Raw genomic sequence first — 18,269 nt, 5'->3', positions numbered from 1 at the left:
TTGCCGAACGGGTGCTCAGGGGCGGGTGGGCGGCGGGGGCGCCGCCAGCAGCCACTCGATGCGCCGCAGCGCTTCGGCCGCTTGCTCGGCCTGCCCGCGCTGCTGCGCCAGCGTCGCCTGCAGGTGCAGCCACGCCAGCAGGGGCCGGCGCCAGCCTTGGTCGGAGGCGGTCTGCACCGCCAGCGCCAGCGCCTCGGGGTCGAGCCGCTGCGCGCGCAGCCAGACGCTGGCCGCCACCAGGCGCGCCAGCGGGTCGTCGATGGCCCGCAGCAGCGCCGCCGTCTCCCCTGTCGCGGCCGTGGCCGGCTCCAGCAAGCGCCGCGCCGTGGGCCGGTGCGCCGGCGGCAGCCACTCGATGTCGGCAGCCTGCGCTTGCCCGAGCAGGTAGCGGGCGTAAGCCTGTTCAGCCAAACCGGCATGGGGCAGCAGCGGTTGCGCTGCCTGACAGGCGTCGGCCAAGTCAAGTGCGGCTTGCGCCACCGCGCATCGGCTCAGCGCCAGCCGCGCCATCGGGTCGGCACGCGCCGTGCGCTGGGCGGCCGCGCGCGCGCGCTGCCACTCCAGCTCGGCCACCCGCTGGCGGCCTTCCAGGTCGGCACGGATGGCGCGCTGCTGCGCCCCGTGGGCCTCGATTTGCCAATCGGGCACGCGCGGCCCGGCGGCGCAACCCGCCAGCAGCGCCACCCCCAAGCCGAGGGCACACCACAGCCCCCAGTTCCCACGGGGCTGCACAGGTGGGACAGATCCAGCCCGTTGGTTTTGTGCAGGCATCAGGGCGCCCTCAGTTCGGTGTCGCGCGCCAAGGGCCAGCGTCGGCTGAGGTCGCTGAGCAGGCCGTCGATGCGGCGCAAATTGGCCTCCACCTCAACCCGCAACTGGTCTAAATCGACCGTGGCAGCGCGCGTATTTTGCGCAATGCCCTGGGCCTCAACCAGCACCGCATCGACCTTTTGCAGCGACTGGCGCGCGTCGGCCAGCAAGCCCTCGATTTGGCGCACCGCCGCCTGGGTGTCGGTGATCAGGCCGTCGGCCCCAAACACGCGCTGGTCGGCATTGCCCACCAGCGACTCGGCCCGCCCGGCCACCGCCTCCAAGCGCCGCAGCAAGGCGTTGGTCTCGTCGACCACTTGCATGAAGCGGGCGCGGTCGTCGGGGTTGCCCACCAGCACCCCCAGCGCACCTTGCGGCCCCACCAGCGTTTCGCTGGCGCGCTGCACGTTGCGCAAGCTGGCATTGAGCGGCGCCTGCTCGGCGGTCATGGTGCTGAGGTTTTGCAGCAAATCGCGCACCTGAATCACCAAGCGCGGCAGGTCGGCCATGGCATCGCCCTTGAGCACGGTGCGCTCGGCGCCGCCGGGCAAGGGCGGGTCTTCCAACACCCCCGTGAAGGCGCGCAAGCGCGTCGCCCCCACCAGGCTGCGTTCGAGCGTAAACACGCTGCTCTCGCGCAACCAATGGGCCTCGCTGCTGCGCACGTCAACCCAAATCCGTACGCTGCCATCGTCACCCAGCCCGACGCGGCGCACGCGCCCGATCGGAAAACCTGAGAAGGTCAGGTCCATGCCAATCGCCACCCCTTCGGAGTCGTCGGTGATCAGCACCAGCTCTTGGGTGGGCTCGAAGGCGCCGCGTGCGTAGAGCAAAAACAGCGCCGCCCCCAGCAGCAGCGCCAGCATCAGCGCCAGCAAGGCCGCGGCCTTGAATTCGACGTGCTGGACGCGCGCCTGGCGGATGGTGCGTTCGACGGTGTCTTCGGTGCTCATGAGATCAGGAGTAGTTGCCCAGCAGTGAAACCATCTGGATCAGCAACAGGGCCAGAAACAGACGCAACAGCAGTTGCAATTCGGTGCTGGCCCGCTGACCCGGGTCTACCGGATCGTACAGACTGGAGGCCAGCGGCACCAGCGCCACGATGAGGGCAAAGAAAAAAGTCTTGAAAACAAAGATCAGCGTCACCTCGGGGCTGAAAACCCGCCCCACCAAGTGGGTGTAGGCGTCGATGGCCCAAGGGCTAAAGCCGTAGATGTTGATGTAGCCCAGCAGCAGCGCCACCAGCGAACTGACTGCCACCAGCGTGAGCACCGAAAAAATGCCCGCCAAGGCGCGCGGCAGCACCAGCCAGTGCAGCGCGTCTTTGCCCTCGGCTTGCAGTTGCTCGAACGCCCCCTGGCGGCGCAGCGTCAAAATCTCTCCGGCTTGGCCGATGCAGCAGCGCAGCGCCACGAACAGCGCCGCCGCCAGCGGAATGAGCTCGAGCACCAACACCCGCACCACCATCTCGACCGCGTACTGCGACAACCCCAAGCCGGTGGCCGTCACCACCACGATGCGGATCAGCACCACGCCAAACAAGGCCGACAAGGCCGTAAACCACAACAGCACCGGCGCCGTGGCCTGGTAAATGTGCAAGGCCAGCATCGGCCAGCGCTCGCGGCGGTAGCTTGAGGGCGAGACCGCCAGCACCAAAATCACCGCCCCCAGGTGCACGATGCGCCACCAGTTGAGGCACCAATGCAGCAGCCCGCGCCCCATGCCCGATCCCAGCGCGAAAAATTGCTTGAGCCACACCATAGGGCCGATCTTAGCGTGCGGCGCTGCGCAGCGCCATGGCTTTAAAGCGGGTCGTCTTGCTCGTCGAGCAGGCGCAGCCGGCGGCTGAGGGTGGCGCGGGTCTGGCGGCGCGACAACAGCTTGGCTTGCGCGGCGGGCGGGAAGTCGGTGAACTGGATCACCCCGCGCAGGATGAGGATGTCGATCAGGTCTTCGGTGACGCGCGCCAAACCGCTGTCCGACAAGGCCAACTCGCGCTGACCTGGCTGCTCGGCCGATGGCGTCGGCCCGCGTTCCTCGTCGGGCAGCAGGGGCGGTGGCGGGCTCATGGGCGCACCCCCGGCAGGTCGGAGTGCACATTGCTTTGCAGCCGGAGCACCAGTTGCACCCGGTCGCGCACCCCCAGCTTGTCAAAAATGGCCCCCAAATGGGCCTTGACCGTGCGCTCGGAGATAAACAATTGCTCGGCCACTTCCTTGTTGCTTTTGCCCAAGGCCACGGCCCGCGCCACCTGCGCCTCACGCTCCGACAGGCCCGACAAATCGCAGCCCGCTGCGCCGGCCGAAGCGGGGCTGCGCTGCACCAACTCGCGGGTGGCCGCCACCAGCCGCTGCACCAGGCTGGGGCCCACCCACAGCCCGCCGTGCACCACCACCTGCTCCACTTCGCGCAGCAGCTCCGGCACCGCCTGCAAATGGCAGTAGCCGCGCGCACCGGCATCGAGCGCGCGCAGGCCTTCGGCGTCTTCGGGCACGCTGCTGAGCACCACCACCAGACACCCCGGGCGCTGCGCCAGCAACTCGGCGATGCGGGCCGGCCACTGCGGCTGGCTCACAGGCATCCAGACCGTATCGCCCGGACGCACCCGCGCCAACAGATTGTTCCAGGTGGCCCACTGCCCATCGGCAAAGGCTTGCACCCAGCGCTCTGAGGGCGTGGGCAAGGCGGCGCTGCTGGCCGTTGAATGCACCAAAAAGTAGGCTAGGCTCATGCGGTTCCTCGGCGTCTGGGGTCAGCGTTCGGAAAGGGCGTTTTCTTTGGCCCGCAACACCGGCTTGAGCAAATAGCTCAAAATGGTGCGCTTGCCCGTCAGGATGTCGACTTGGGCCACCATCCCGGGGATGATGGGCAGGCCCTCACCCAGTGATGCCTGGCGGGTGCGCAGGCGCACGATGAAAAAGGCGTTGCCTTGCTCGTCGACCACGGTGTCGGCGCCGATGAGCTCGACATCGGCGGTCAGGCCGCCGTAGATGGCAAAGTCGTAGGCGGTGAACTTGACCACCGCCTCCAAGCCCGGGCGCAGAAAGCCGATGTCACGCGGTGCAATGCGCGCCTCCAGTATCAGGGCGTCGTCGAGCGGCACGATCTCCACCACCTCGCGCCCGGGTTGCACCACCGCCCCCATGGTCGTGACGTGCAAGCGGCTGACGGTGCCGCGCAGGGGCGCGCGGATGTCGGCCCGCACCACCCGGTCTTCTAGGGCGCGCCCGCCTTCGACCAAGGCCGACAGGCGGCTCATGGTGTCGGAGAGTTCGGCGCTCATTTGATTGCGCGCCGTGAGCTGCACTTCTTCAATGCGGCGCTGGGCTTCGGTAATGGCGGCCTGCACGCGCGCAATCTGTGCCGCCGCCTGATCGCGCTCACCCACGAGGCGCGAGACCTGTTGATCCAGCCGCAGCACCTCGACTTCGGAGACCGCCCCACTGGCCACCAGCGGACGGGTGGCGGTCAGCTCCCGCTGCACCAGGCTCAGGCTGCTGGCGGCCGAGTCGCGCCGCGATTGGGCCTCGGTCAGCTCTTGCCGGCGCTGCAGCAACTGGCTCTGGGTGATGGAGATCTGGGCGCTGATTTCGGCCCGGCGCGACTCGAACAGGCTGCGCTCCTGGGCCACGATGGCCGGCGCCTCGCGCTCAAGCGCCACGGCCGGATTGAAGCTGCGGCCTTGGATGAGGGCGCGCAGCCGCTCGGCACGCGCTTCCAGCGCCGCTTGCGAGACGCGGGTCTCGCCCAAGTTGGCCGCAAAGCGCGTGGGGTCGACGCGCAGCAGCACCTGATCGGCCTCTACCACTTGGCCTTCGCGCACCAAAATTTCGCTCACCACCCCGCCATCCACGCTCTGCACGATCTGCACCTGCTGGCTGGGCACCACGCGGGCCTCGCCGCGCGTGACCTGATCGACCTTGGCCACCGACGCCCACAGCAGCAGCAACAGCACCAGCACGGCGCTCCAGCGCAGCAAGCGGCGTGCGCGCAGGGGTTCTTGCTGCAATTGAGCCCAGTCGGCGTCGGCCGCCCAGTCGAGCGTCTCGCCCTCGGGGGCGTCGTCGCGCGCCAGGCGCTGCGCCAGCTTGCCAAACACAGGGTTGCCCACGCGCGCGCCGGCTTCGGTGGCTTGGCCGATGCGCTCGAAGGTTTTTTTCTCGAGGTCGCTCATCACGCAGCCTTTCCGATACGGCCTTGGCGCAGCGCCTGGATGACCTGCTCTTTGGGGCCATCGGCCACGATGCGGCCAGCGTCCATGACGATGATGCGCTCCACCAGATCGAGCAAGGAGGTTCGGTGGCTCACCAACACCACGGTCTTGCCCGGCACAAACTGCCGCAAGCGCTTTTTGATGTCTTCTTCGCTCGAATGGTCCATCGACGAAGTGGGCTCATCGAGCAACAAGATCGAGGGGTCGTTGATCACCGCGCGGGCGATCGCCACCCCCTGGCGCTGGCCGCCCGAGAGCGACTCGCCGCGCTCGCCCACCAGCATGTCAAAGCCCTGCGGGTGCTGGTTGACCAACTCCACGATGCCGCTCAGGGTGGCGGCCCTGAGCACGTCGGCGTCGTCGGCCAAGGGCGCGCCCAGGGTGATGTTTTCGCGCAGGCTGCCATAAAACAGCATCACGTCTTGCTGCACGTAGCCGATGTGACGGCGCAATTCGGCCGGGTCGAGCTGGCGCTGGTCGATGCCGTCGATCAGCACCGCGCCGCTGCTGGGCCGGTACAGGCCGAGGATGAGTTTTTCCAGCGTCGTTTTGCCCGACCCGATGCGCCCCAAGATGGCCACGCGCTCGCCGGCTTGGATGCGAAAGCTGACGTTGCGCAGCGAGGCGTTGCTCTGGCCGGGGTAGCTAAACGACACGTCTTTGAATTCGATCGCCCCCTGTATGTGGCCGCGTGTGATGAACTGGGCGCCTTCGGGGCGCTCGACTTCGCGCTGCATCATCTCTTCGAGCGAGCTCAGGGCGGTGGAGGCGGTGTGGTACTGCACCAACAGGCCGGCCACCTGGCCGATGGGGGCCATGGCGCGCGAGGCCAGCATCGAGCAGGCGATCAGGCCGCCCATGGTGAGCTCGCGCGCACCGATCAGGTAGACCCCCAAAATGACAATCGCCACCGTGACCGCGCCCTGCACAAAGGCCGCCGTGTGGCTGGCGCTGGCCGAGAGCAAGCGCAACTGCGCCCCCACCCGCGCCAGCAGGGCGGCGCTTTGTTCCCACTTGCGCTGGATCGGGGCTTCGGCGGCCAGTGCTTTGAGGGTCTCGAACCCGACCAGGCCCTCGATCAGGGTGGCGTTGCGCTGCGCGCTGGCGCGGTAGGTGGTTTCGGTCAGGGTGTGCATGCGCCCTTGCACCGCCAGCGCGTAGAGCAGCAACACCGCTGCACCGATGAACAGGGGGATCAGCATCATGGGTGCGATCCAGCCGATCACCAGGAAAAAGATCAGCGCAAAGGGCAGGTCGATGAAGGCCACCACGGTGGCCGAGCCGATGAAGTCGCGCACCGACTCGAAAGCGCGCAGGTTGGCGGCAAAAGAGCCGGCCGAGGCCGGGCGCTGCTCCATGCGCATGCCCAGCACGCGCTCCATGATGTAGGCCGAGAGCTTGACGTCGGCGCGGCTGCTGGCCAGATCGACGAAGCGGCTGCGCATGACCTTGAGCAGCAAATCGCCCAGCACGATAATGAAAATCCCGGCCGAGAGCACCCACAGGGTGTCGAAGGCCTGGTTGGGCACCACGCGGTCGTAGACGTTCATCATGAACAGCGGCATCGCCACCGCGAACAGATTGGTCAGGAACGCCGCCAACAACACATCGCGGTACAGGCGCCGGTTGTCGGCGATCACGCCCCAAAACCAGTGTTCGCCGCGCACCTGCTTGACCGCCGGGCTGCGCGCGTCGTAGCGCGTGCGCGGCCGGGCATAAATTGCGCGGCCGCTGTAGCGCGCCTCAATCTGGGCCGTGGGCAGATCCAGCGCAGCCTCGCCGAGGTCGGGGAATATCACGCGCACGCTGGAGCCGTCGGCGCTGCGTTCGAGCAGCACACAGGCAGACTGCTCGTCGAGCAGCAGCACCGCGGGCAGCAACTCGGCTTGCAACTTGGCAATGGGCTGGCGCACCAACTTGCTGCTCAGGCCAGCCCGGTGCGCGGCGCGCTCAAACAGCGACGGCGTCAGGCGCCCGTCGGGCGTGGGCAGGCCGGCCAAGGCGCCGTCGCGCGTCAGCGCCAAACCGTGCAGGCGCGCCAGCACGATCAGGCAGTGCAACAGGTCGTCGCGCTCAGGCGCTGCCGGCTGAGCGGGCAGCGGCAGGGCGGTATCTGGGGTCATTGCTACTCCGTGATGGGCTCGGCGCCACGGCATCCCTGACACCGCGCGCAACGAAACCGACAGTCCTTGACTTCAATCAAGGTGCAGTGTAGCGGAAATTCATGCCGATTGATAAAAACGCAATCTCGTCCGCCTTGGGACGCCCGCCCCCTCGGCGCTCAGTTGGCCATCAGGGCCGCCGGGTCCTCGCTCTCGATCACCTGCTGCGCCCAAGCGCGCAGCTTGCGTGTGTCGGCGCGCAAAATCTGCTGCTTGACCGCCAAAATCTGGCTCGGGTGCATGGAAAAGCTGCGCAGCCCCAGGCCCAGCAGCAGCCGCGTCATGCTCGGGTCACCGGCCATTTCGCCGCACACGCTCACCGCTTTGCCCTGTGCCCGGCAGTCGGCAATCGTGGTGGCCACCAATTGCAGCACCGCCGGGTGCAAGGGGTCGTACAGGTGCGTCACGCTTTCGTCGACGCGGTCGATCGCCAGCGTGTACTGGATCAGGTCGTTGGTGCCGATCGAGAAAAAATCAAAGTGCTTCAAAAACAAGCGCAGCGCCAGGGCGGCGGCGGGTATTTCGATCATCGCGCCCAAGCGCAGCGGGCCATAGACGGCAGCCCGGGCGTCGAGCTGTTCGCGCGCCTTGGCCAACAAGGCCTTGACTTGCTGCACCTCGCGCAGGTGCGCCAGCATCGGGATCAGCAGATTGACCTTGCCATGCGCGGCGGCACGCAGCACCGCGCGCAACTGGGTCAGGAACATGGCCGGCTCCGACAGGCTCCAGCGGATCGCGCGCAGCCCCAGCGCCGGGTTCAGGTGTTCGTCGCGGCTGCTGCGGTTAAGGGGCTTGTCGGCCCCGATGTCGACGCTGCGGATCGTCACCGGCAAGCCGTGCATGCCCTCCACGGCGGCGCAGTAGGCGGCGTATTGCTCGTCCTCGTCGGGCAGCTTGCCGCTGGGGCGGCCCATGAACAAAAATTCGGTGCGAAACAAGCCCACGCCGACCGCGCTCACCGCCAGCGCGGGCAGGGTGTCCGAGGGCTGTTCGATGTTGGCCAGCAGCTCAATGCGCTCGCCGTCGAGCGTGACGGCCGGGGTGTTTTTGATGCGCGCCAGCCGCTGGCGCTCGACTTCGCCTTGGCGCTGCTTGAAGCCGTATTCGGCCAGCACGATGTCGGAGGGGTTGACGATCAGCACCCCGGCGTCGCCGTCGATCACCACCCAATCGTCTTGGCGCACCAATTGGCTGGCACCGCGCGCGCCCACCACGGCCGGTATGTCCATGCTGCGCGCCACGATGGCGGTGTGGCTGGTCTTGCCACCCACGTCGGTGGCAAAGCCGACGAACACGCTGCGCTTGAACTGCAAGGTGTCGGCCGGCGAGAGGTCGTGCGCCACCAGCACCAGCGGGTCTTCCGTTCCATGACTCCCTTTGGCGCGTTCGCCTTCTTGGCTACTGGTCGGAGCCATTATCGCTGGCGCAGCCCCGCTCATGCTGCGCAACAAGCGCTCGGTGATCTGCTCCAAATCGGCCTTGCGCTCGCGCAGGTAGGGGTCCTCCATCTCGTCGAACTGCTTGGCCACCAGTTCGAGCTGCGAGGTGAGCGCCCATTCAGCGTTGTAGTGCCGCTCTTGCACGAAATGCGTCACGCCCTCTTGCAACTGCACATCTTGCAGCAGCATCAGGTGCACGTCGAGCAGGGCCGTCAGCTCCGGGTGCGCCTCCATGCTGGCGGTTTCTTGCAGGCCGCGCTGCACCTGCTCGATTTCGGCGATCACCGCATCGCGCGCTTGGCGCAGGCGGCGCAGCTCCTCGCGCACCTGCTCGGGCCCAATAAAGTAGTGGGCTACATCGATGCGGCTGGAAGCCACCAGCACCGCCCGCCCAATGGCGATGCCGCGCGAAACCGCCTGCCCGTGTATGCTGAAGGTCATTGCCCCTCTCCAAACTTGTCGGCTATCAGTGCCAGCAGCGCCTGCATGGCGGCTTGCTCATCCGGCCCGTCGGTTTCGATTTCGACCTGCGATCCCATGCCCGCCGCCAGCATCATCACGCCCATGATGCTCTTGGCGTTGATGCGCCGCCCGCCCCGGCTCATCCACACCTCGCAAGGGTACTGGCCTGCCAGCTTGGTCAGCTTGGCCGAGGCGCGGGCGTGCAATCCGAGTTTATTGCTGATGGTCGCGGTGGTTTTGAGCATGGGAAGCGTTTGGTGTCGGGCGCTGCAGCGCCTGCGCGGGAATGCTGGGCAGCGCCATCACGCCCAAGGTGCCGCCCTGCAGCGCGCGCGCGCACAGGGCCTCGAGGGGTTCGTGGCGGTACGAGACGGCGCGCAGCAGCATCGGCAGATTGACCCCGGCCAGCAGCCGCGTGCGCACCCCGTCGGCCACTTGGCTGGCCACGTTGCAGGGGGTCGCGCCCACGATATCGGTCAACAGCAGATGCGGCCGGGCCCCGTGGCGACGCAGCAGCTGCTGCAGTTGCGCCAGGCTTTCCTCGGGTGCTTGCTGCGCCGCCACGTCGAGCGCCTGCAGACAATCATCGGCATCGGGGAACACATGCAGCACGCACTGGCGCAGCGCCGAGGCCAGCGGCGCGTGTGCGATGACGATGATGCCGTTCATGGGCTCGATTATGCGTTGGCATGGGGCGTCTTTTGCCCCTGGATGCCGGTGCGGGCCCTGAACTTGGTTCTGCACAAGCGGTCCAACCGCGCTACAGTACGCTTTTGACCATGAGCAACTTGGCCACCTCCCCAGCCGCCCAACCGCACCCGAGCCTGCCGGTGCCCGCTTCTTTGCGCGCGGCGGGCTTGGAGGCGCGCGCGCTGCGCCGCCCCTTGGTGCTGATGGTGACCATCCACAACTGCGCCTTTTGCGATCTGGTGCGCACCAATTATCTGGGCCCGCTGCACCGCCAGGGTGCCTTGCATGCGGTGCAGATCGATATGCTCGATCGGCGCAGCGCCCTGCTGGATTTTCAGGGTCAAAGCAGCAGTGCCCGCGCACTGACGCGCCAGTGGGGGGTGCGCATTGCACCCACCTTGCTGTTTTTCGACGCCGAGGGCCGCGAAGTGGCGCCGCGGCTGGAAGGCATTGCAGTGCCCGAGTTTTATGGGGCTTTTTTGGAGCAGCGGCTGGATCAGGCCCGCGCTGCCATGACGGGCCGTTGATTGAAGGAGATTTTGACCATGCAACCCATGCTTGCGGCGCTGAACCGGCGCCAATTTCAGTTGGGCCTCGTGGCGGCGGCTTCTGTGGGGCTGAGCGCCTGTGCCGGTGGCAACGCGGTGCCGCCCTCACGCTTTTTGCTGCTCGACGGCAGCACGCTGAGCGAAGCCGACCTGCGCGGCCAAGTCACGCTGGTCAATTTCTGGGCCACCTCCTGCGTCTCGTGCGTGCGCAAAATGCCCGATCTGGTGGCCACCTACCTCAAGTACCGCGAGCGCGGCTTCGAGACCATCGCGGTGGCCATGAGCTACGACCCGCCCGCCATGGTGGCCAACTTTGCCCAAACGCGCCAGTTGCCGTTCAAGGTCGCGCTCGACCACAGCGGCGCCTTGGCGCGCGACTGGGGCGAGGTGCGCCTGACGCCCACCACCTTTGTGGTGGACCGGCAGGCACGCATTGTCAAGCGCTACTTGGGGCCGATCGACCCGGCCGCACTGAACGCCTACATCGAAGGCTTGTTGGCCTAGCGCTGGTTTTAGTCGCGGAAGTTGTCGTGGCAGGCCTTGCAGGAGGCGGCGGTCTCGCCAAAGGCGCGCCGCACGGCGTCGAGGTTGTTGGTCATGGCGGCGGCGTTTAGCGCGGTGAGCGAACGCGCCGCGTCTTGGGCAGCGGCGTCAAAGCGGGCGCGCTCGGTCCAAACCACCGGCTTGGCTTTGCTGGTCAGGCCTTGCGTGTCGGGCGTGAAGCCCGCCCACGGCAGGCGCGAGACCGTCATGATGATGGCCATGTTTTGCTGCAGCACCGCCGCATCGAAAGGCACGCGGCCGTTGGCCATGGCGCCCACGCGCGCAAAATGGTGGCCCATGACATTAAAAGCCCCTTGGCGGTAATCGACCGCGTCTTGTGGGGTGCGGAACTGGGCCTGCGCCGCACCGGCGGTGGCGAGCAGGGCGGCGGCAATCAGCGCGACGGGCAATTTCATGTGACGTTCCTCTGGGTAATCGAAAACTGGAATGGCTCACCGCTTGGGTGCAGCCGAAGGCAGTTTATGCGCTTATCATTACTGCTTGATTGCAGGGCTATTTGCCCGACTGTTTTGCTTTGTTGTTTGGGGGGTTTGCACCGATGCACCGAGTTCGAGTTTGGGATGGACCGATGCGCCTGTTTCACTGGTCTTTAACCTTGACCGTGGTGGGTCTGATCGTCACCGGCAACGTGGGCGGGCTGTGGATGGAGTGGCACCTGTGGCTGGGCTACTTCGTGCTCTCGCTGCTGCTGTTTCGGGTATTCTGGGGCTTGGTGGGCGGGCACTGGGCGCGCTTTGCCAGCTTCATCTATGCGCCGACTTCGCTTTGGGCCTATCTGCGCGGGCGCAGCCCGGCGCTGCACCGCGTTGGTCACACCCCTTTGGGTGCGCTGTCGGTGTTTGCGCTGCTGCTGGTGCTGCTGCTGCAGGTTTTCAGCGGCCTGCTCACCGACGACGCCATCTTTTACTCCGGCCCCTGGGTGGCGTGGGCCAGCCCAGAATGGGTCGATCGCGCCAGCGACTACCACGACGAAGTCGGCAAACTGCTGCTCATCGCCTTGGTGGTGCTGCACCTGCTGGCGCTGCTGTACTACAAGCTGGTCAAGCGCGAGGCGCTGGTGTCGGCCATGCTCACGGGCGATAAGCTGCTGCCTGAGCCGGTGCCTGCCAGCCGCGATGGCGGTCTGCCCTGGGCGCTGGCGGCCGGCTGCTACGCCGTGGCCGCGGGCTTGACTTATGCGCTGGTGAATTGGCCGCTGGTGTAGCGCCAAGCGGCTACCCAGCGCGCGGCTGGGCCGCTGGCAACTTAGCCGCGGCGCCTCAGCCCTTGATCTGCGCCAGCAAGGTGCCGGCGTCCGAGACCTCGAACTTGCCCGGTCCCTCGACGTTGAGCACCTTGACCACCCCGTCTTGCAGCAGCATCGAGTAGCGGTTGCTTCGCAGCCCTAGGCCGCGCCCGCTCAGATCGAGCGTCAGGCCGGTGGCGCGTGCCAGCGCGGCGTCGCCGTCGGCCAGCAGGCGGATCTTGCCTGCCGTGCCCTGCTCGCGCGCCCACGCCCCCATCACGAAGGCATCGTTGACGCTCACGCACCAGATTTCATCAACCCCGGCGGCCTTGAAATCGGCGCTGCGCTCAAGGTAGCCGGGCAAGTGACTGACCGAGCAGGTGGGAGTGAAGGCCCCGGGCACTGCAAACAGGGCGATGGTCTTGCCCACCAGCGCGGCCTCGGTCTCGACCTTGTTGGGGCCAATGCTGCAGCCCTCACCCGCTTGCTCAACGTACTCCATCAGGGTGGTGGCGGGAAGGCGGTCTCCAACTTTGATCATGTGTGCACTCCTAGGCAGAAACAAAAAAACCAACCGGCATTGTCGGTTGGTTTTTCTGCAAGGCCCGGGGCCAAGACCAAAAGGCTTACACCAAGTCGGCTTTTTGCACCAAGCGGGTCGCAACCCAGTTCTTGGTTTTCGACAGCGGGCGGCTCTCGGTGATCTCGACCACGTCGCCGAGGTGGAAATCGCCGTTTTCGTCGTGCGCGTGGTACTTGCTCGACTTGATCACGATCTTGTCGTAGAGCTCGTGCTTGACGCGGCGCTCAACCAGCACCGTGACGGTCTTGGCGCGCTTGTCGCTCACCACTTTGCCGATCAGGGTGCGCTTGAGGGATGAGGTGGCACTGGATTGGGCTTCACTCATGGTTCACTCCTTGGGGGCCGAAGCGCGTTTTTGCGCCAAGATGGTCTTGGCACGGGCAATCGCGCGCCGGGTTTCACCCAGCGTGGCGGTGTTGTTGAGTTGTTGCGTGGCTTTTTGCATGCGCAGGTTGAAATGCGCTTTTTGCAGCGATTTCACCTCGGCTTGCAGGGCGGCTTCGTCTTTTTGACGCAGTTCGGCGGTATTCATGGGGTGCTCCTGATTACTGGCCCAACATGCGGGTCACGAAGGTGGTGCGCAGCGGCAGCTTGGCGGCGGCGAGCAAGAAGGCTTCCCGAGCCAATTGCTCGGGCACGCCCACGATCTCGTACAGCACCTTGCCTGGCTGAATTTCGGCCACGTAGTACTCGACCGCTCCCTTGCCATTGCCCATGCGGACTTCGGCGGGCTTTTTGGAGATTGGCTTGTCGGGGAAGACGCGAATCCAGACCCGGCCACCGCGCTTGACGTGGCGCGAAATGGCGCGGCGGGCGGATTCGATCTGGCGAGCCGTCAGACGGCCACGATCCGTGGACTTCAGGCCGAAATCGCCAAAGGCCACGGTGGCACCGCTGGTGGCGATGCCCGTGTTGCGGCCTTTTTGTTCTTTACGGTATTTACGGCGTGCAGGTTGCAACATGATTGAATTTCTCCTTAGGCCTGCGGTTTGGCGCCGCCATCGGCGGGGGCGCCAGCGGCACGGCGTGGCGCACCAGCACCGGCTCCACGGCCACCCCGGCTATCGGGGCGACCTTCCGGACGGCCATCGCGGCGCGGGCCACGGGGCGGGCGGCGCTCGTCGTCGGGGCGCGGGGTGCTGTCGAGCGTGGGCGCATCGCTGCGGCCCAGGTTGTCGCCCTTGTAGACCCAGACCTTGACGCCGATCACACCGTAGGTGGTCTTGGCTTCCGAGGTGCCGTAGTCGATGTCGGCGCGCAGCGTGTGCAGCGGCACCCGGCCTTCGCGGTACCACTCGGTGCGGGCGATCTCGATGCCGTTCAGGCGCCCAGCCGACATGATCTTGATGCCCAGGGCACCCAGACGCATGGCGTTTTGCATGGCGCGCTTCATGGCGCGGCGGAACATGATGCGCTTTTCGAGCTGCTGCGTGATGGAATCGGCGATCAGCTTGGCATCGACTTCGGGCTTGCGCACTTCTTCGATGTTGACAGCCACCGGCACGCCCAGCTTGGCGGCGAGTTCTTTTTTCAGCTTCTCGATGTCCTCGCCTTTTTTGCCGATCACCACACCCGGGCGCGCCGAGTAGATGGTGATGCGGGCATTTTTGGCCGGGCGCTCGATCACGACGCGCGACACGGCGGCGTTTTTCAGCTTGGCTTTGAGGTACTCGCGCACCTTGATGTCTTCGGCCAGCATGCCGGCGAAGTTGCGCTCACTGGCGTACCAGCGGCTGGCCCAGTTGCGGCTCACCGAGAGGCGAAAACCGGTCGGATGGATTTTTTGTCCCATGGCTAGTCCTGTCGGTTTAGGTGCCCACCGTCACGTAGATGTGACAGGTCGGTTTGCTGATGCGGTTGCCGCGGCCTTTGGCGCGTGCCGAAAAGCGCTTGAGCGTGGTGCCTTGCTCGACGTAGATTGTCTTGACTTTGAGTTCGTCGATGTCGGCCCCGTCGTTGTGTTCGGCGTTGGCGATGGCCGAATCGAGCGCCTTCTTGACGATGCCCGCAGCCTTCTTCTGGGTGAAGTTCAGAATGTGCAGCGCCTGATCGACTTTTTTGCCTCGAATCAGGTCAGCCACCAGGCGGCCCTTGTCCACCGAGAGGCGGACGCCGCGAACGATTGCGCGTGTTTCCATGGTGTGTGTCCTTACTTCTTGGCTTTCTTGTCGCCAGGGTGACCCTTGAAGGTGCGCGTGAGCGAGAACTCGCCCAGCTTGTGGCCCACCATCTGGTCGGTGATATAGACCGGCACGTGCTGCTTGCCGTTGTGCACGGCGATCGTCAGCCCGATGAAGTCGGGCAGGATCATGGAGCGGCGCGACCAGGTTTTGACCGGCTTTTTGTCTTTGGTAGCAACGGCCTTTTCGACTTTGGCCATCAGGTGATGGTCAACGAAGGGGCCTTTTTTGAGTGAACGTGTCATGGTGTCAGCCCCTTACTTCTTGCGCCGCGAGACGACCATGGTCTGCGTGCGACGGTTGTTGCGGGTGCGGTAACCTTTGGTCAGGTTGCCCCACGGATCAACCGGCGGCATGCCGGTGCCGGTGCGGCCCTCACCACCACCGTGCGGGTGGTCGATCGGGTTCATGGCGACGCCGCGCACGGTTGGGCGGATGCCCATGTGGCGCTTGACGCCAGCCTTGCCAAGCTGGCGCAGGCTGTGTTCGGGGTTCGAGACCTCACCGATGGTGGCACGGCAATCGACATGCACCTTGCGCACCTCGCCGGAGCGCACCCGCACTTGGGCATACACGCCTTCGCGGGCCAGCAGCACCGCCGACGCGCCGGCCGAGCGGGCGATTTGCGCGCCCTTGCCAGGCAGCATTTCGATGCAGTGAATGGTCGAACCCACGGGGATGTTGCGAATCGGCAGCGTGTTGCCGACGCGGATCGGCGACTCCGGGCCCGACAGCAGGGTGGCCCCCACGGCCACGCCACGCGGCGCGATCACGTAGCGGCGCTCGCCGTCGGCGTAGCACAGCAGAGCGATGTGGGCGCTGCGGTTGGGGTCGTACTCGAGGCGCTCGACCTTGGCCGGAATGGCGTCTTTGTTGCGCACGAAATCGACCACGCGGTAGTGGTGCTTGTTGCCGCCGCCCCGATGGCGCACAGTGATGTGGCCATTGTTGTTGCGGCCGGCCTTCTGGAACTTGGGCTCCAGCAGCGGCGCGTAGCCCTCACCCTTGTGCAGGGTTTCGCGTGTGACCTTGACCATGCCCCGGCGGCCGGGGGAGGTCGGTTTCATCTTGATGACTGCCATGATCAGACGGCCTCCCCGCCAAAGCTGATTTCCTGACCGGCTTGCAGCGTCACGTAGGCTTTGCGCACGTGGTCGCGCCGACCGATGGTTTTGCCAAAGCGCTTGCTCTTGCCCTTTTGGTTGAGCACGTTGACGGCCTTGACTTTGACGTTGAACATTTGCTCCACGGCGGCCTTGATTTCGGTCTTGGTGGCGTTTTGCAGCACCTTGAACAAAACCGCATTGGTTTTTTCGGCCGTGGCGGTGGCCTTTTCGGAAACGATCGGCGCCACCAGCACCTGCATCAGGCGGCCTTCGTCGAACTGGATGTTGCTCATGCGAACATCTCCTTGAATTGTTCGATGGCGCCTGGGGTGACGATCACCTTTTTGTAGTGCACCAGCGAGAGCGGATCGGCGTAGCGTGGCTCCAGCACCAGCACATGCGGCAGGTTGCGCGAAGCCAGATAGAGGTTTTCATCGACCTGGTCGGCAATCAACAGCACCGACTTGAGGTTCATGGCCTTGAACTTGTCGGCCAGCAGCTTGGTCTTGGGCGCTTCGAGCGTGATGGCATCGACCACCGCCAGACGGCCTTCGCGCACCAGTTGCGACAAAATGGACGCCATGCCGGCGCGGTACATCTTCTTGTTGAGCTTTTGACCGAAGTTTTCGTCCGGGCTGTTCGGGAAGATGCGACCGCCCCCACGCCACAGCGGCGAGGAGGTCATGCCGGCGCGGGCGTTGCCGGTGCCTTTTTGGCGAAACGGCTTTTTCGTGCTGTGCTTGACGGTGGCGCGGTCTTTTTGCGCCCGCGTGCCTTGGCGCGCGTTGGCTTGGTAGGCCACCACCAGTTGGTGGATCAGCGACTCGTTGTAGTCGCGACCAAAGACGGCATCGGGCACTTCAACGCTGGAAGCGGCCTGACCTTGTGGGTTGAGCAGTTCGACTTGCATCAGTTGCCTCCTTTGGGCAGTGCTTTGACGGCCGGACGCACGGTCACGAAGCCGCCTTTGGAGCCTGGCACCGCGCCCTTGATGAGCAGCAACTGGCGCTCGACATCCACGCGCACCACATCGAGGTTTTGCGTGGTGACGGTTTCGTCGCCCATGTGGCCAGTCATTTTCTTGCCCGGAAACACGCGGCCCGGATCTTGCGCCATCGAAATGGAGCCCGGCACGTTGTGCGAACGGCTGTTGCCGTGCGAGGCGCGCTGCGACGCAAAGTTGTGGCGCTTAATGGTGCCGGCAAAGCCTTTACCGATCGAGGTGCCTTGCACATCGACCTTTTGGCCCACGGCAAAGAGCTCGGCCACTGGCAGCACGGTGCCAGCGGCGTATTTGCCCGCCACATCCGCGCTGACGCGGAATTCTTGCAGGATTTCACCGGCTTCGACGCCGGCTTTGGCCAAGTGACCGGCCGCAGGCTTGCTCACGCGCGAGGCGCGGCGCTGGCCATACGTCAGCTGCAGGGCGTCGTAGCCATCATTGGCTTGGGTTTTGACTTGTGCCACGCGGTTGTTTGATACATCCACCACCGTGACAGGAACCGCGTCCCCGTCGTCGGTGAATAGGCGCATCATGCCCACCTTGCGGCCCAACAACCCCAGGGAGTTGCTCAGACTCATTTTTTCTCCATTTCCGCGCTGTGCGCGTGTCCGACTGCAATTGGCCGGAGCTTTTAAAACCAACATAGCCCCTATCCTCGAAGGGGCAGGGGCTGCGCCAGATTTGACGATTGTTTTTGCTTGGGGTCTGCGCAGGCATTGCTGCCTAAACATGGCCAAGCTCAAAATTATAACCCGCTGACTAAATTCACGCAAGGCCTGCGGAGCGTTTTCGGCTCGTCTGCGCTGCCGCAGGCCCGGCGCCTGTGGCCTTATTGCAACTTGATCTCGACATCGACGCCGGCTGGCAGGTCCAGCTTCATCAGCGCATCGACGGTTTTGTCGGTCGGGTCCACGATGTCCATCAGGCGCTGGTGGGTGCGGATCTCGAACTGGTCGCGGCTGGTCTTGTTGACGTGCGGCGAGCGCAGGATGTCGAAGCGCTTCATGCGCGTCGGCAGGGGCACGGGGCCCTTGACGATGGCGCCGGTGCGCTTGGCGGTGTCAACGATCTCAGCGGCCGAGGTGTCGATCAGCTTGTAGTCGAAGGCCTTGAGGCGGATGCGGATTTTTTGCTTGCTCATGGTGTGTGGGTTCCTGTGTGCAATCAATCCAGAATCTTGGCCACCACACCGGCGCCCACGGTGCGCCCGCCTTCGCGGATGGCGAAGCGCAGACCTTCTTCCATGGCGATCGGGGCGATCAGCTTGACGGTGATGGAGACGTT

Annotated in this window: 26 protein-coding genes and 1 pseudogene; 3 read left to right on the top strand and 24 right to left on the bottom strand. The window is 65.4% G+C overall.

The window, feature by feature from the left end; translation table 11 throughout:
- Positions 1-15: 15 nt before the first annotated feature.
- The 10 genes from SRAH_RS10715 to SRAH_RS10670 all read right to left on the bottom strand — a co-directional run bounded on the left by SRAH_RS10715 (position 16) and on the right by SRAH_RS10670 (position 9,755).
- Entirely contained in the window at positions 16-732 is a 717-nt protein-coding gene (locus tag SRAH_RS10715; RefSeq protein ID WP_045477275.1) for a hypothetical protein, read from the bottom strand.
- Between the two features lie 38 nt (positions 733-770).
- Positions 771-1,763 carry an MlaD family protein gene (locus SRAH_RS10710; protein WP_029463339.1) on the bottom strand — a complete coding sequence of 331 codons (993 nt, stop codon included), beginning with the start codon at positions 1,761-1,763 and terminating at the stop codon, positions 771-773.
- A gap of 4 nt (positions 1,764-1,767) precedes the next feature.
- Positions 1,768-2,571 (bottom strand): MlaE family ABC transporter permease, encoded by an 804-nt coding sequence (locus tag SRAH_RS10705; protein WP_045477268.1) that lies wholly within the window; start codon positions 2,569-2,571, stop codon positions 1,768-1,770.
- Positions 2,572-2,612: 41 nt separating this feature from the next.
- Entirely contained in the window at positions 2,613-2,879 is a 267-nt protein-coding gene (locus SRAH_RS10700; protein WP_052369182.1) for a hypothetical protein, read from the bottom strand.
- The gene (locus SRAH_RS10695) at positions 2,876-3,541 is read right to left on the bottom strand and encodes a helix-turn-helix transcriptional regulator (protein ID WP_029463336.1); all 666 of its coding nucleotides are present in this window, start codon (positions 3,539-3,541) and stop codon (positions 2,876-2,878) included. Before SRAH_RS10695 ends, SRAH_RS10700 begins: the two co-directional genes overlap by 4 nt.
- A gap of 21 nt (positions 3,542-3,562) precedes the next feature.
- Complete coding sequence (locus SRAH_RS10690; protein ID WP_029463335.1) at positions 3,563-4,984, bottom strand: HlyD family type I secretion periplasmic adaptor subunit; 1,422 nt, start codon at positions 4,982-4,984, stop codon at positions 3,563-3,565.
- Positions 4,984-7,146 carry a type I secretion system permease/ATPase gene (locus tag SRAH_RS10685; protein ID WP_045477262.1) on the bottom strand — a complete coding sequence of 721 codons (2,163 nt, stop codon included), beginning with the start codon at positions 7,144-7,146 and terminating at the stop codon, positions 4,984-4,986. Before SRAH_RS10685 ends, SRAH_RS10690 begins: the two co-directional genes overlap by 1 nt.
- Before the next feature lie 158 nt (positions 7,147-7,304).
- Entirely contained in the window at positions 7,305-9,065 is a 1,761-nt protein-coding gene (gene ptsP, locus SRAH_RS10680; RefSeq protein ID WP_029463333.1) for a phosphoenolpyruvate--protein phosphotransferase, read from the bottom strand.
- Positions 9,062-9,331, bottom strand: coding sequence for an HPr family phosphocarrier protein (locus tag SRAH_RS10675; RefSeq protein WP_029463332.1), 270 nt, complete (start codon positions 9,329-9,331; stop codon positions 9,062-9,064). Before SRAH_RS10675 ends, ptsP begins: the two co-directional genes overlap by 4 nt.
- Positions 9,300-9,755 (bottom strand): PTS sugar transporter subunit IIA, encoded by a 456-nt coding sequence (locus tag SRAH_RS10670; RefSeq protein ID WP_029463331.1) that lies wholly within the window; start codon positions 9,753-9,755, stop codon positions 9,300-9,302. The genes SRAH_RS10675 and SRAH_RS10670 overlap by 32 nt, the downstream gene beginning before the upstream one ends.
- 110 nt (positions 9,756-9,865) lie before the next feature.
- Here SRAH_RS10670 and SRAH_RS10665 point away from each other — a divergent pair, with 110 nt between their 5' ends.
- A complete protein-coding gene (locus SRAH_RS10665; protein WP_045477259.1) occupies positions 9,866-10,303 on the top strand; it encodes a thioredoxin fold domain-containing protein in 438 nt (145 codons plus the stop codon).
- 18 nt (positions 10,304-10,321) lie between these two features.
- Entirely contained in the window at positions 10,322-10,828 is a 507-nt protein-coding gene (locus SRAH_RS10660) for a TlpA disulfide reductase family protein (RefSeq protein ID WP_232841045.1), read from the top strand.
- An 8-nt stretch (positions 10,829-10,836) separates the two neighbouring features.
- Here SRAH_RS10660 and SRAH_RS10655 read toward each other — a convergent pair whose 3' ends face one another.
- Entirely contained in the window at positions 10,837-11,283 is a 447-nt protein-coding gene (locus tag SRAH_RS10655) for a c-type cytochrome (RefSeq protein ID WP_029463328.1), read from the bottom strand.
- A gap of 143 nt (positions 11,284-11,426) precedes the next feature.
- Between SRAH_RS10655 and SRAH_RS10650 the strand changes: the two genes are divergently transcribed.
- A complete protein-coding gene (locus SRAH_RS10650; RefSeq protein WP_029463327.1) occupies positions 11,427-12,092 on the top strand; it encodes a cytochrome b/b6 domain-containing protein in 666 nt (221 codons plus the stop codon).
- 55 nt (positions 12,093-12,147) lie between these two features.
- Here the strand turns inward: SRAH_RS10650 and SRAH_RS10645 are convergent, their stop codons facing one another.
- From SRAH_RS10645 to SRAH_RS12170, 13 genes and pseudogenes are all read right to left on the bottom strand, one after another.
- Positions 12,148-12,654 carry a peroxiredoxin gene (locus SRAH_RS10645; RefSeq protein WP_029463326.1) on the bottom strand — a complete coding sequence of 169 codons (507 nt, stop codon included), beginning with the start codon at positions 12,652-12,654 and terminating at the stop codon, positions 12,148-12,150.
- 85 nt (positions 12,655-12,739) lie between these two features.
- Complete coding sequence (gene rpsQ / locus SRAH_RS10640; protein WP_045477256.1) at positions 12,740-13,021, bottom strand: 30S ribosomal protein S17; 282 nt, start codon at positions 13,019-13,021, stop codon at positions 12,740-12,742.
- Between the two features lie 3 nt (positions 13,022-13,024).
- Complete coding sequence (gene rpmC, locus SRAH_RS10635; RefSeq protein ID WP_029463324.1) at positions 13,025-13,228, bottom strand: 50S ribosomal protein L29; 204 nt, start codon at positions 13,226-13,228, stop codon at positions 13,025-13,027.
- A gap of 13 nt (positions 13,229-13,241) precedes the next feature.
- A complete protein-coding gene (gene rplP, locus SRAH_RS10630) occupies positions 13,242-13,658 on the bottom strand; it encodes a 50S ribosomal protein L16 (RefSeq protein WP_029463323.1) in 417 nt (138 codons plus the stop codon).
- A gap of 23 nt (positions 13,659-13,681) precedes the next feature.
- Positions 13,682-14,488 (bottom strand): annotated as a pseudogene (gene rpsC / locus SRAH_RS10625) (30S ribosomal protein S3); the annotation flags it as partial.
- A 16-nt stretch (positions 14,489-14,504) separates the two neighbouring features.
- Positions 14,505-14,834, bottom strand: a complete 330-nt coding sequence (rplV, locus tag SRAH_RS10620; protein ID WP_029463321.1) for a 50S ribosomal protein L22 — start codon at positions 14,832-14,834, stop codon at positions 14,505-14,507.
- An 11-nt stretch (positions 14,835-14,845) separates the two neighbouring features.
- Positions 14,846-15,121 (bottom strand): 30S ribosomal protein S19, encoded by a 276-nt coding sequence (gene rpsS / locus SRAH_RS10615; RefSeq protein WP_029463320.1) that lies wholly within the window; start codon positions 15,119-15,121, stop codon positions 14,846-14,848.
- A 12-nt stretch (positions 15,122-15,133) separates the two neighbouring features.
- Positions 15,134-15,958: a 50S ribosomal protein L2 gene (rplB, locus tag SRAH_RS10610; protein ID WP_029463319.1), complete on the bottom strand. Its 825-nt coding sequence runs from the start codon at positions 15,956-15,958 to the stop codon at positions 15,134-15,136.
- A gap of 2 nt (positions 15,959-15,960) precedes the next feature.
- On the bottom strand, positions 15,961-16,275 hold the full coding sequence (gene rplW / locus SRAH_RS10605) for a 50S ribosomal protein L23 (protein WP_029463318.1): 315 nt from the start codon (positions 16,273-16,275) through the stop codon (positions 15,961-15,963).
- Positions 16,272-16,892, bottom strand: a complete 621-nt coding sequence (gene rplD, locus SRAH_RS10600) for a 50S ribosomal protein L4 (protein ID WP_029463317.1) — start codon at positions 16,890-16,892, stop codon at positions 16,272-16,274. Before rplD ends, rplW begins: the two co-directional genes overlap by 4 nt.
- Positions 16,892-17,563 carry a 50S ribosomal protein L3 gene (gene rplC / locus SRAH_RS10595; protein WP_029463316.1) on the bottom strand — a complete coding sequence of 224 codons (672 nt, stop codon included), beginning with the start codon at positions 17,561-17,563 and terminating at the stop codon, positions 16,892-16,894. The genes rplD and rplC overlap by 1 nt, the downstream gene beginning before the upstream one ends.
- A gap of 251 nt (positions 17,564-17,814) precedes the next feature.
- Positions 17,815-18,126 carry a 30S ribosomal protein S10 gene (rpsJ, locus tag SRAH_RS10590; protein ID WP_029463315.1) on the bottom strand — a complete coding sequence of 104 codons (312 nt, stop codon included), beginning with the start codon at positions 18,124-18,126 and terminating at the stop codon, positions 17,815-17,817.
- A 23-nt stretch (positions 18,127-18,149) separates the two neighbouring features.
- Positions 18,150-18,269, bottom strand: a 120-nt coding sequence (locus SRAH_RS12170; protein WP_076607016.1) for an EF-Tu C-terminal domain-related protein, incomplete at its 5' end; no start/stop codon positions are given.

This window comes from Serpentinimonas barnesii, from assembly GCF_000696225.1.
GTDB lineage: Bacteria > Pseudomonadota > Gammaproteobacteria > Burkholderiales > Burkholderiaceae_C > Serpentinimonas > Serpentinimonas barnesii.
The sequence above is the reverse complement of the archived record's forward strand: the minus strand, read 5'-3'. Positions and strand labels throughout refer to the sequence as shown.

What these genes read in the sequence shown, in the direction of transcription:
- SRAH_RS10710 (WP_029463339.1), bottom strand. Translation starts at nt 1,763, where the DNA reads ATGAGCACCGAAGACACCGTCGAACGCACCATCCGCCAGGCGCGCGTC.
- SRAH_RS10705 (WP_045477268.1), bottom strand. Translation starts at nt 2,571, where the DNA reads ATGGTGTGGCTCAAGCAATTTTTCGCGCTGGGATCGGGCATGGGGCGC.
- SRAH_RS10700 (WP_052369182.1), bottom strand. Translation starts at nt 2,879, where the DNA reads ATGAGCCCGCCACCGCCCCTGCTGCCCGACGAGGAACGCGGGCCGACG.
- SRAH_RS10695 (WP_029463336.1), bottom strand. Translation starts at nt 3,541, where the DNA reads ATGAGCCTAGCCTACTTTTTGGTGCATTCAACGGCCAGCAGCGCCGCC.
- SRAH_RS10690 (WP_029463335.1), bottom strand. Translation starts at nt 4,984, where the DNA reads ATGAGCGACCTCGAGAAAAAAACCTTCGAGCGCATCGGCCAAGCCACC.
- SRAH_RS10685 (WP_045477262.1), bottom strand. Translation starts at nt 7,146, where the DNA reads ATGACCCCAGATACCGCCCTGCCGCTGCCCGCTCAGCCGGCAGCGCCT.
- ptsP (WP_029463333.1), bottom strand. Translation starts at nt 9,065, where the DNA reads ATGACCTTCAGCATACACGGGCAGGCGGTTTCGCGCGGCATCGCCATT.
- SRAH_RS10675 (WP_029463332.1), bottom strand. Translation starts at nt 9,331, where the DNA reads ATGCTCAAAACCACCGCGACCATCAGCAATAAACTCGGATTGCACGCC.
- SRAH_RS10670 (WP_029463331.1), bottom strand. Translation starts at nt 9,755, where the DNA reads ATGAACGGCATCATCGTCATCGCACACGCGCCGCTGGCCTCGGCGCTG.
- SRAH_RS10665 (WP_045477259.1), top strand. Translation starts at nt 9,866, where the DNA reads ATGAGCAACTTGGCCACCTCCCCAGCCGCCCAACCGCACCCGAGCCTG.
- SRAH_RS10660 (WP_232841045.1), top strand. Translation starts at nt 10,322, where the DNA reads ATGCAACCCATGCTTGCGGCGCTGAACCGGCGCCAATTTCAGTTGGGC.
- SRAH_RS10655 (WP_029463328.1), bottom strand. Translation starts at nt 11,283, where the DNA reads ATGAAATTGCCCGTCGCGCTGATTGCCGCCGCCCTGCTCGCCACCGCC.
- SRAH_RS10650 (WP_029463327.1), top strand. Translation starts at nt 11,427, where the DNA reads ATGCACCGAGTTCGAGTTTGGGATGGACCGATGCGCCTGTTTCACTGG.
- SRAH_RS10645 (WP_029463326.1), bottom strand. Translation starts at nt 12,654, where the DNA reads ATGATCAAAGTTGGAGACCGCCTTCCCGCCACCACCCTGATGGAGTAC.
- rpsQ (WP_045477256.1), bottom strand. Translation starts at nt 13,021, where the DNA reads ATGAGTGAAGCCCAATCCAGTGCCACCTCATCCCTCAAGCGCACCCTG.
- rpmC (WP_029463324.1), bottom strand. Translation starts at nt 13,228, where the DNA reads ATGAATACCGCCGAACTGCGTCAAAAAGACGAAGCCGCCCTGCAAGCC.
- rplP (WP_029463323.1), bottom strand. Translation starts at nt 13,658, where the DNA reads ATGTTGCAACCTGCACGCCGTAAATACCGTAAAGAACAAAAAGGCCGC.
- rplV (WP_029463321.1), bottom strand. Translation starts at nt 14,834, where the DNA reads ATGGAAACACGCGCAATCGTTCGCGGCGTCCGCCTCTCGGTGGACAAG.
- rpsS (WP_029463320.1), bottom strand. Translation starts at nt 15,121, where the DNA reads ATGACACGTTCACTCAAAAAAGGCCCCTTCGTTGACCATCACCTGATG.
- rplB (WP_029463319.1), bottom strand. Translation starts at nt 15,958, where the DNA reads ATGGCAGTCATCAAGATGAAACCGACCTCCCCCGGCCGCCGGGGCATG.
- rplW (WP_029463318.1), bottom strand. Translation starts at nt 16,275, where the DNA reads ATGAGCAACATCCAGTTCGACGAAGGCCGCCTGATGCAGGTGCTGGTG.
- rplD (WP_029463317.1), bottom strand. Translation starts at nt 16,892, where the DNA reads ATGCAAGTCGAACTGCTCAACCCACAAGGTCAGGCCGCTTCCAGCGTT.
- rplC (WP_029463316.1), bottom strand. Translation starts at nt 17,563, where the DNA reads ATGAGTCTGAGCAACTCCCTGGGGTTGTTGGGCCGCAAGGTGGGCATG.
- rpsJ (WP_029463315.1), bottom strand. Translation starts at nt 18,126, where the DNA reads ATGAGCAAGCAAAAAATCCGCATCCGCCTCAAGGCCTTCGACTACAAG.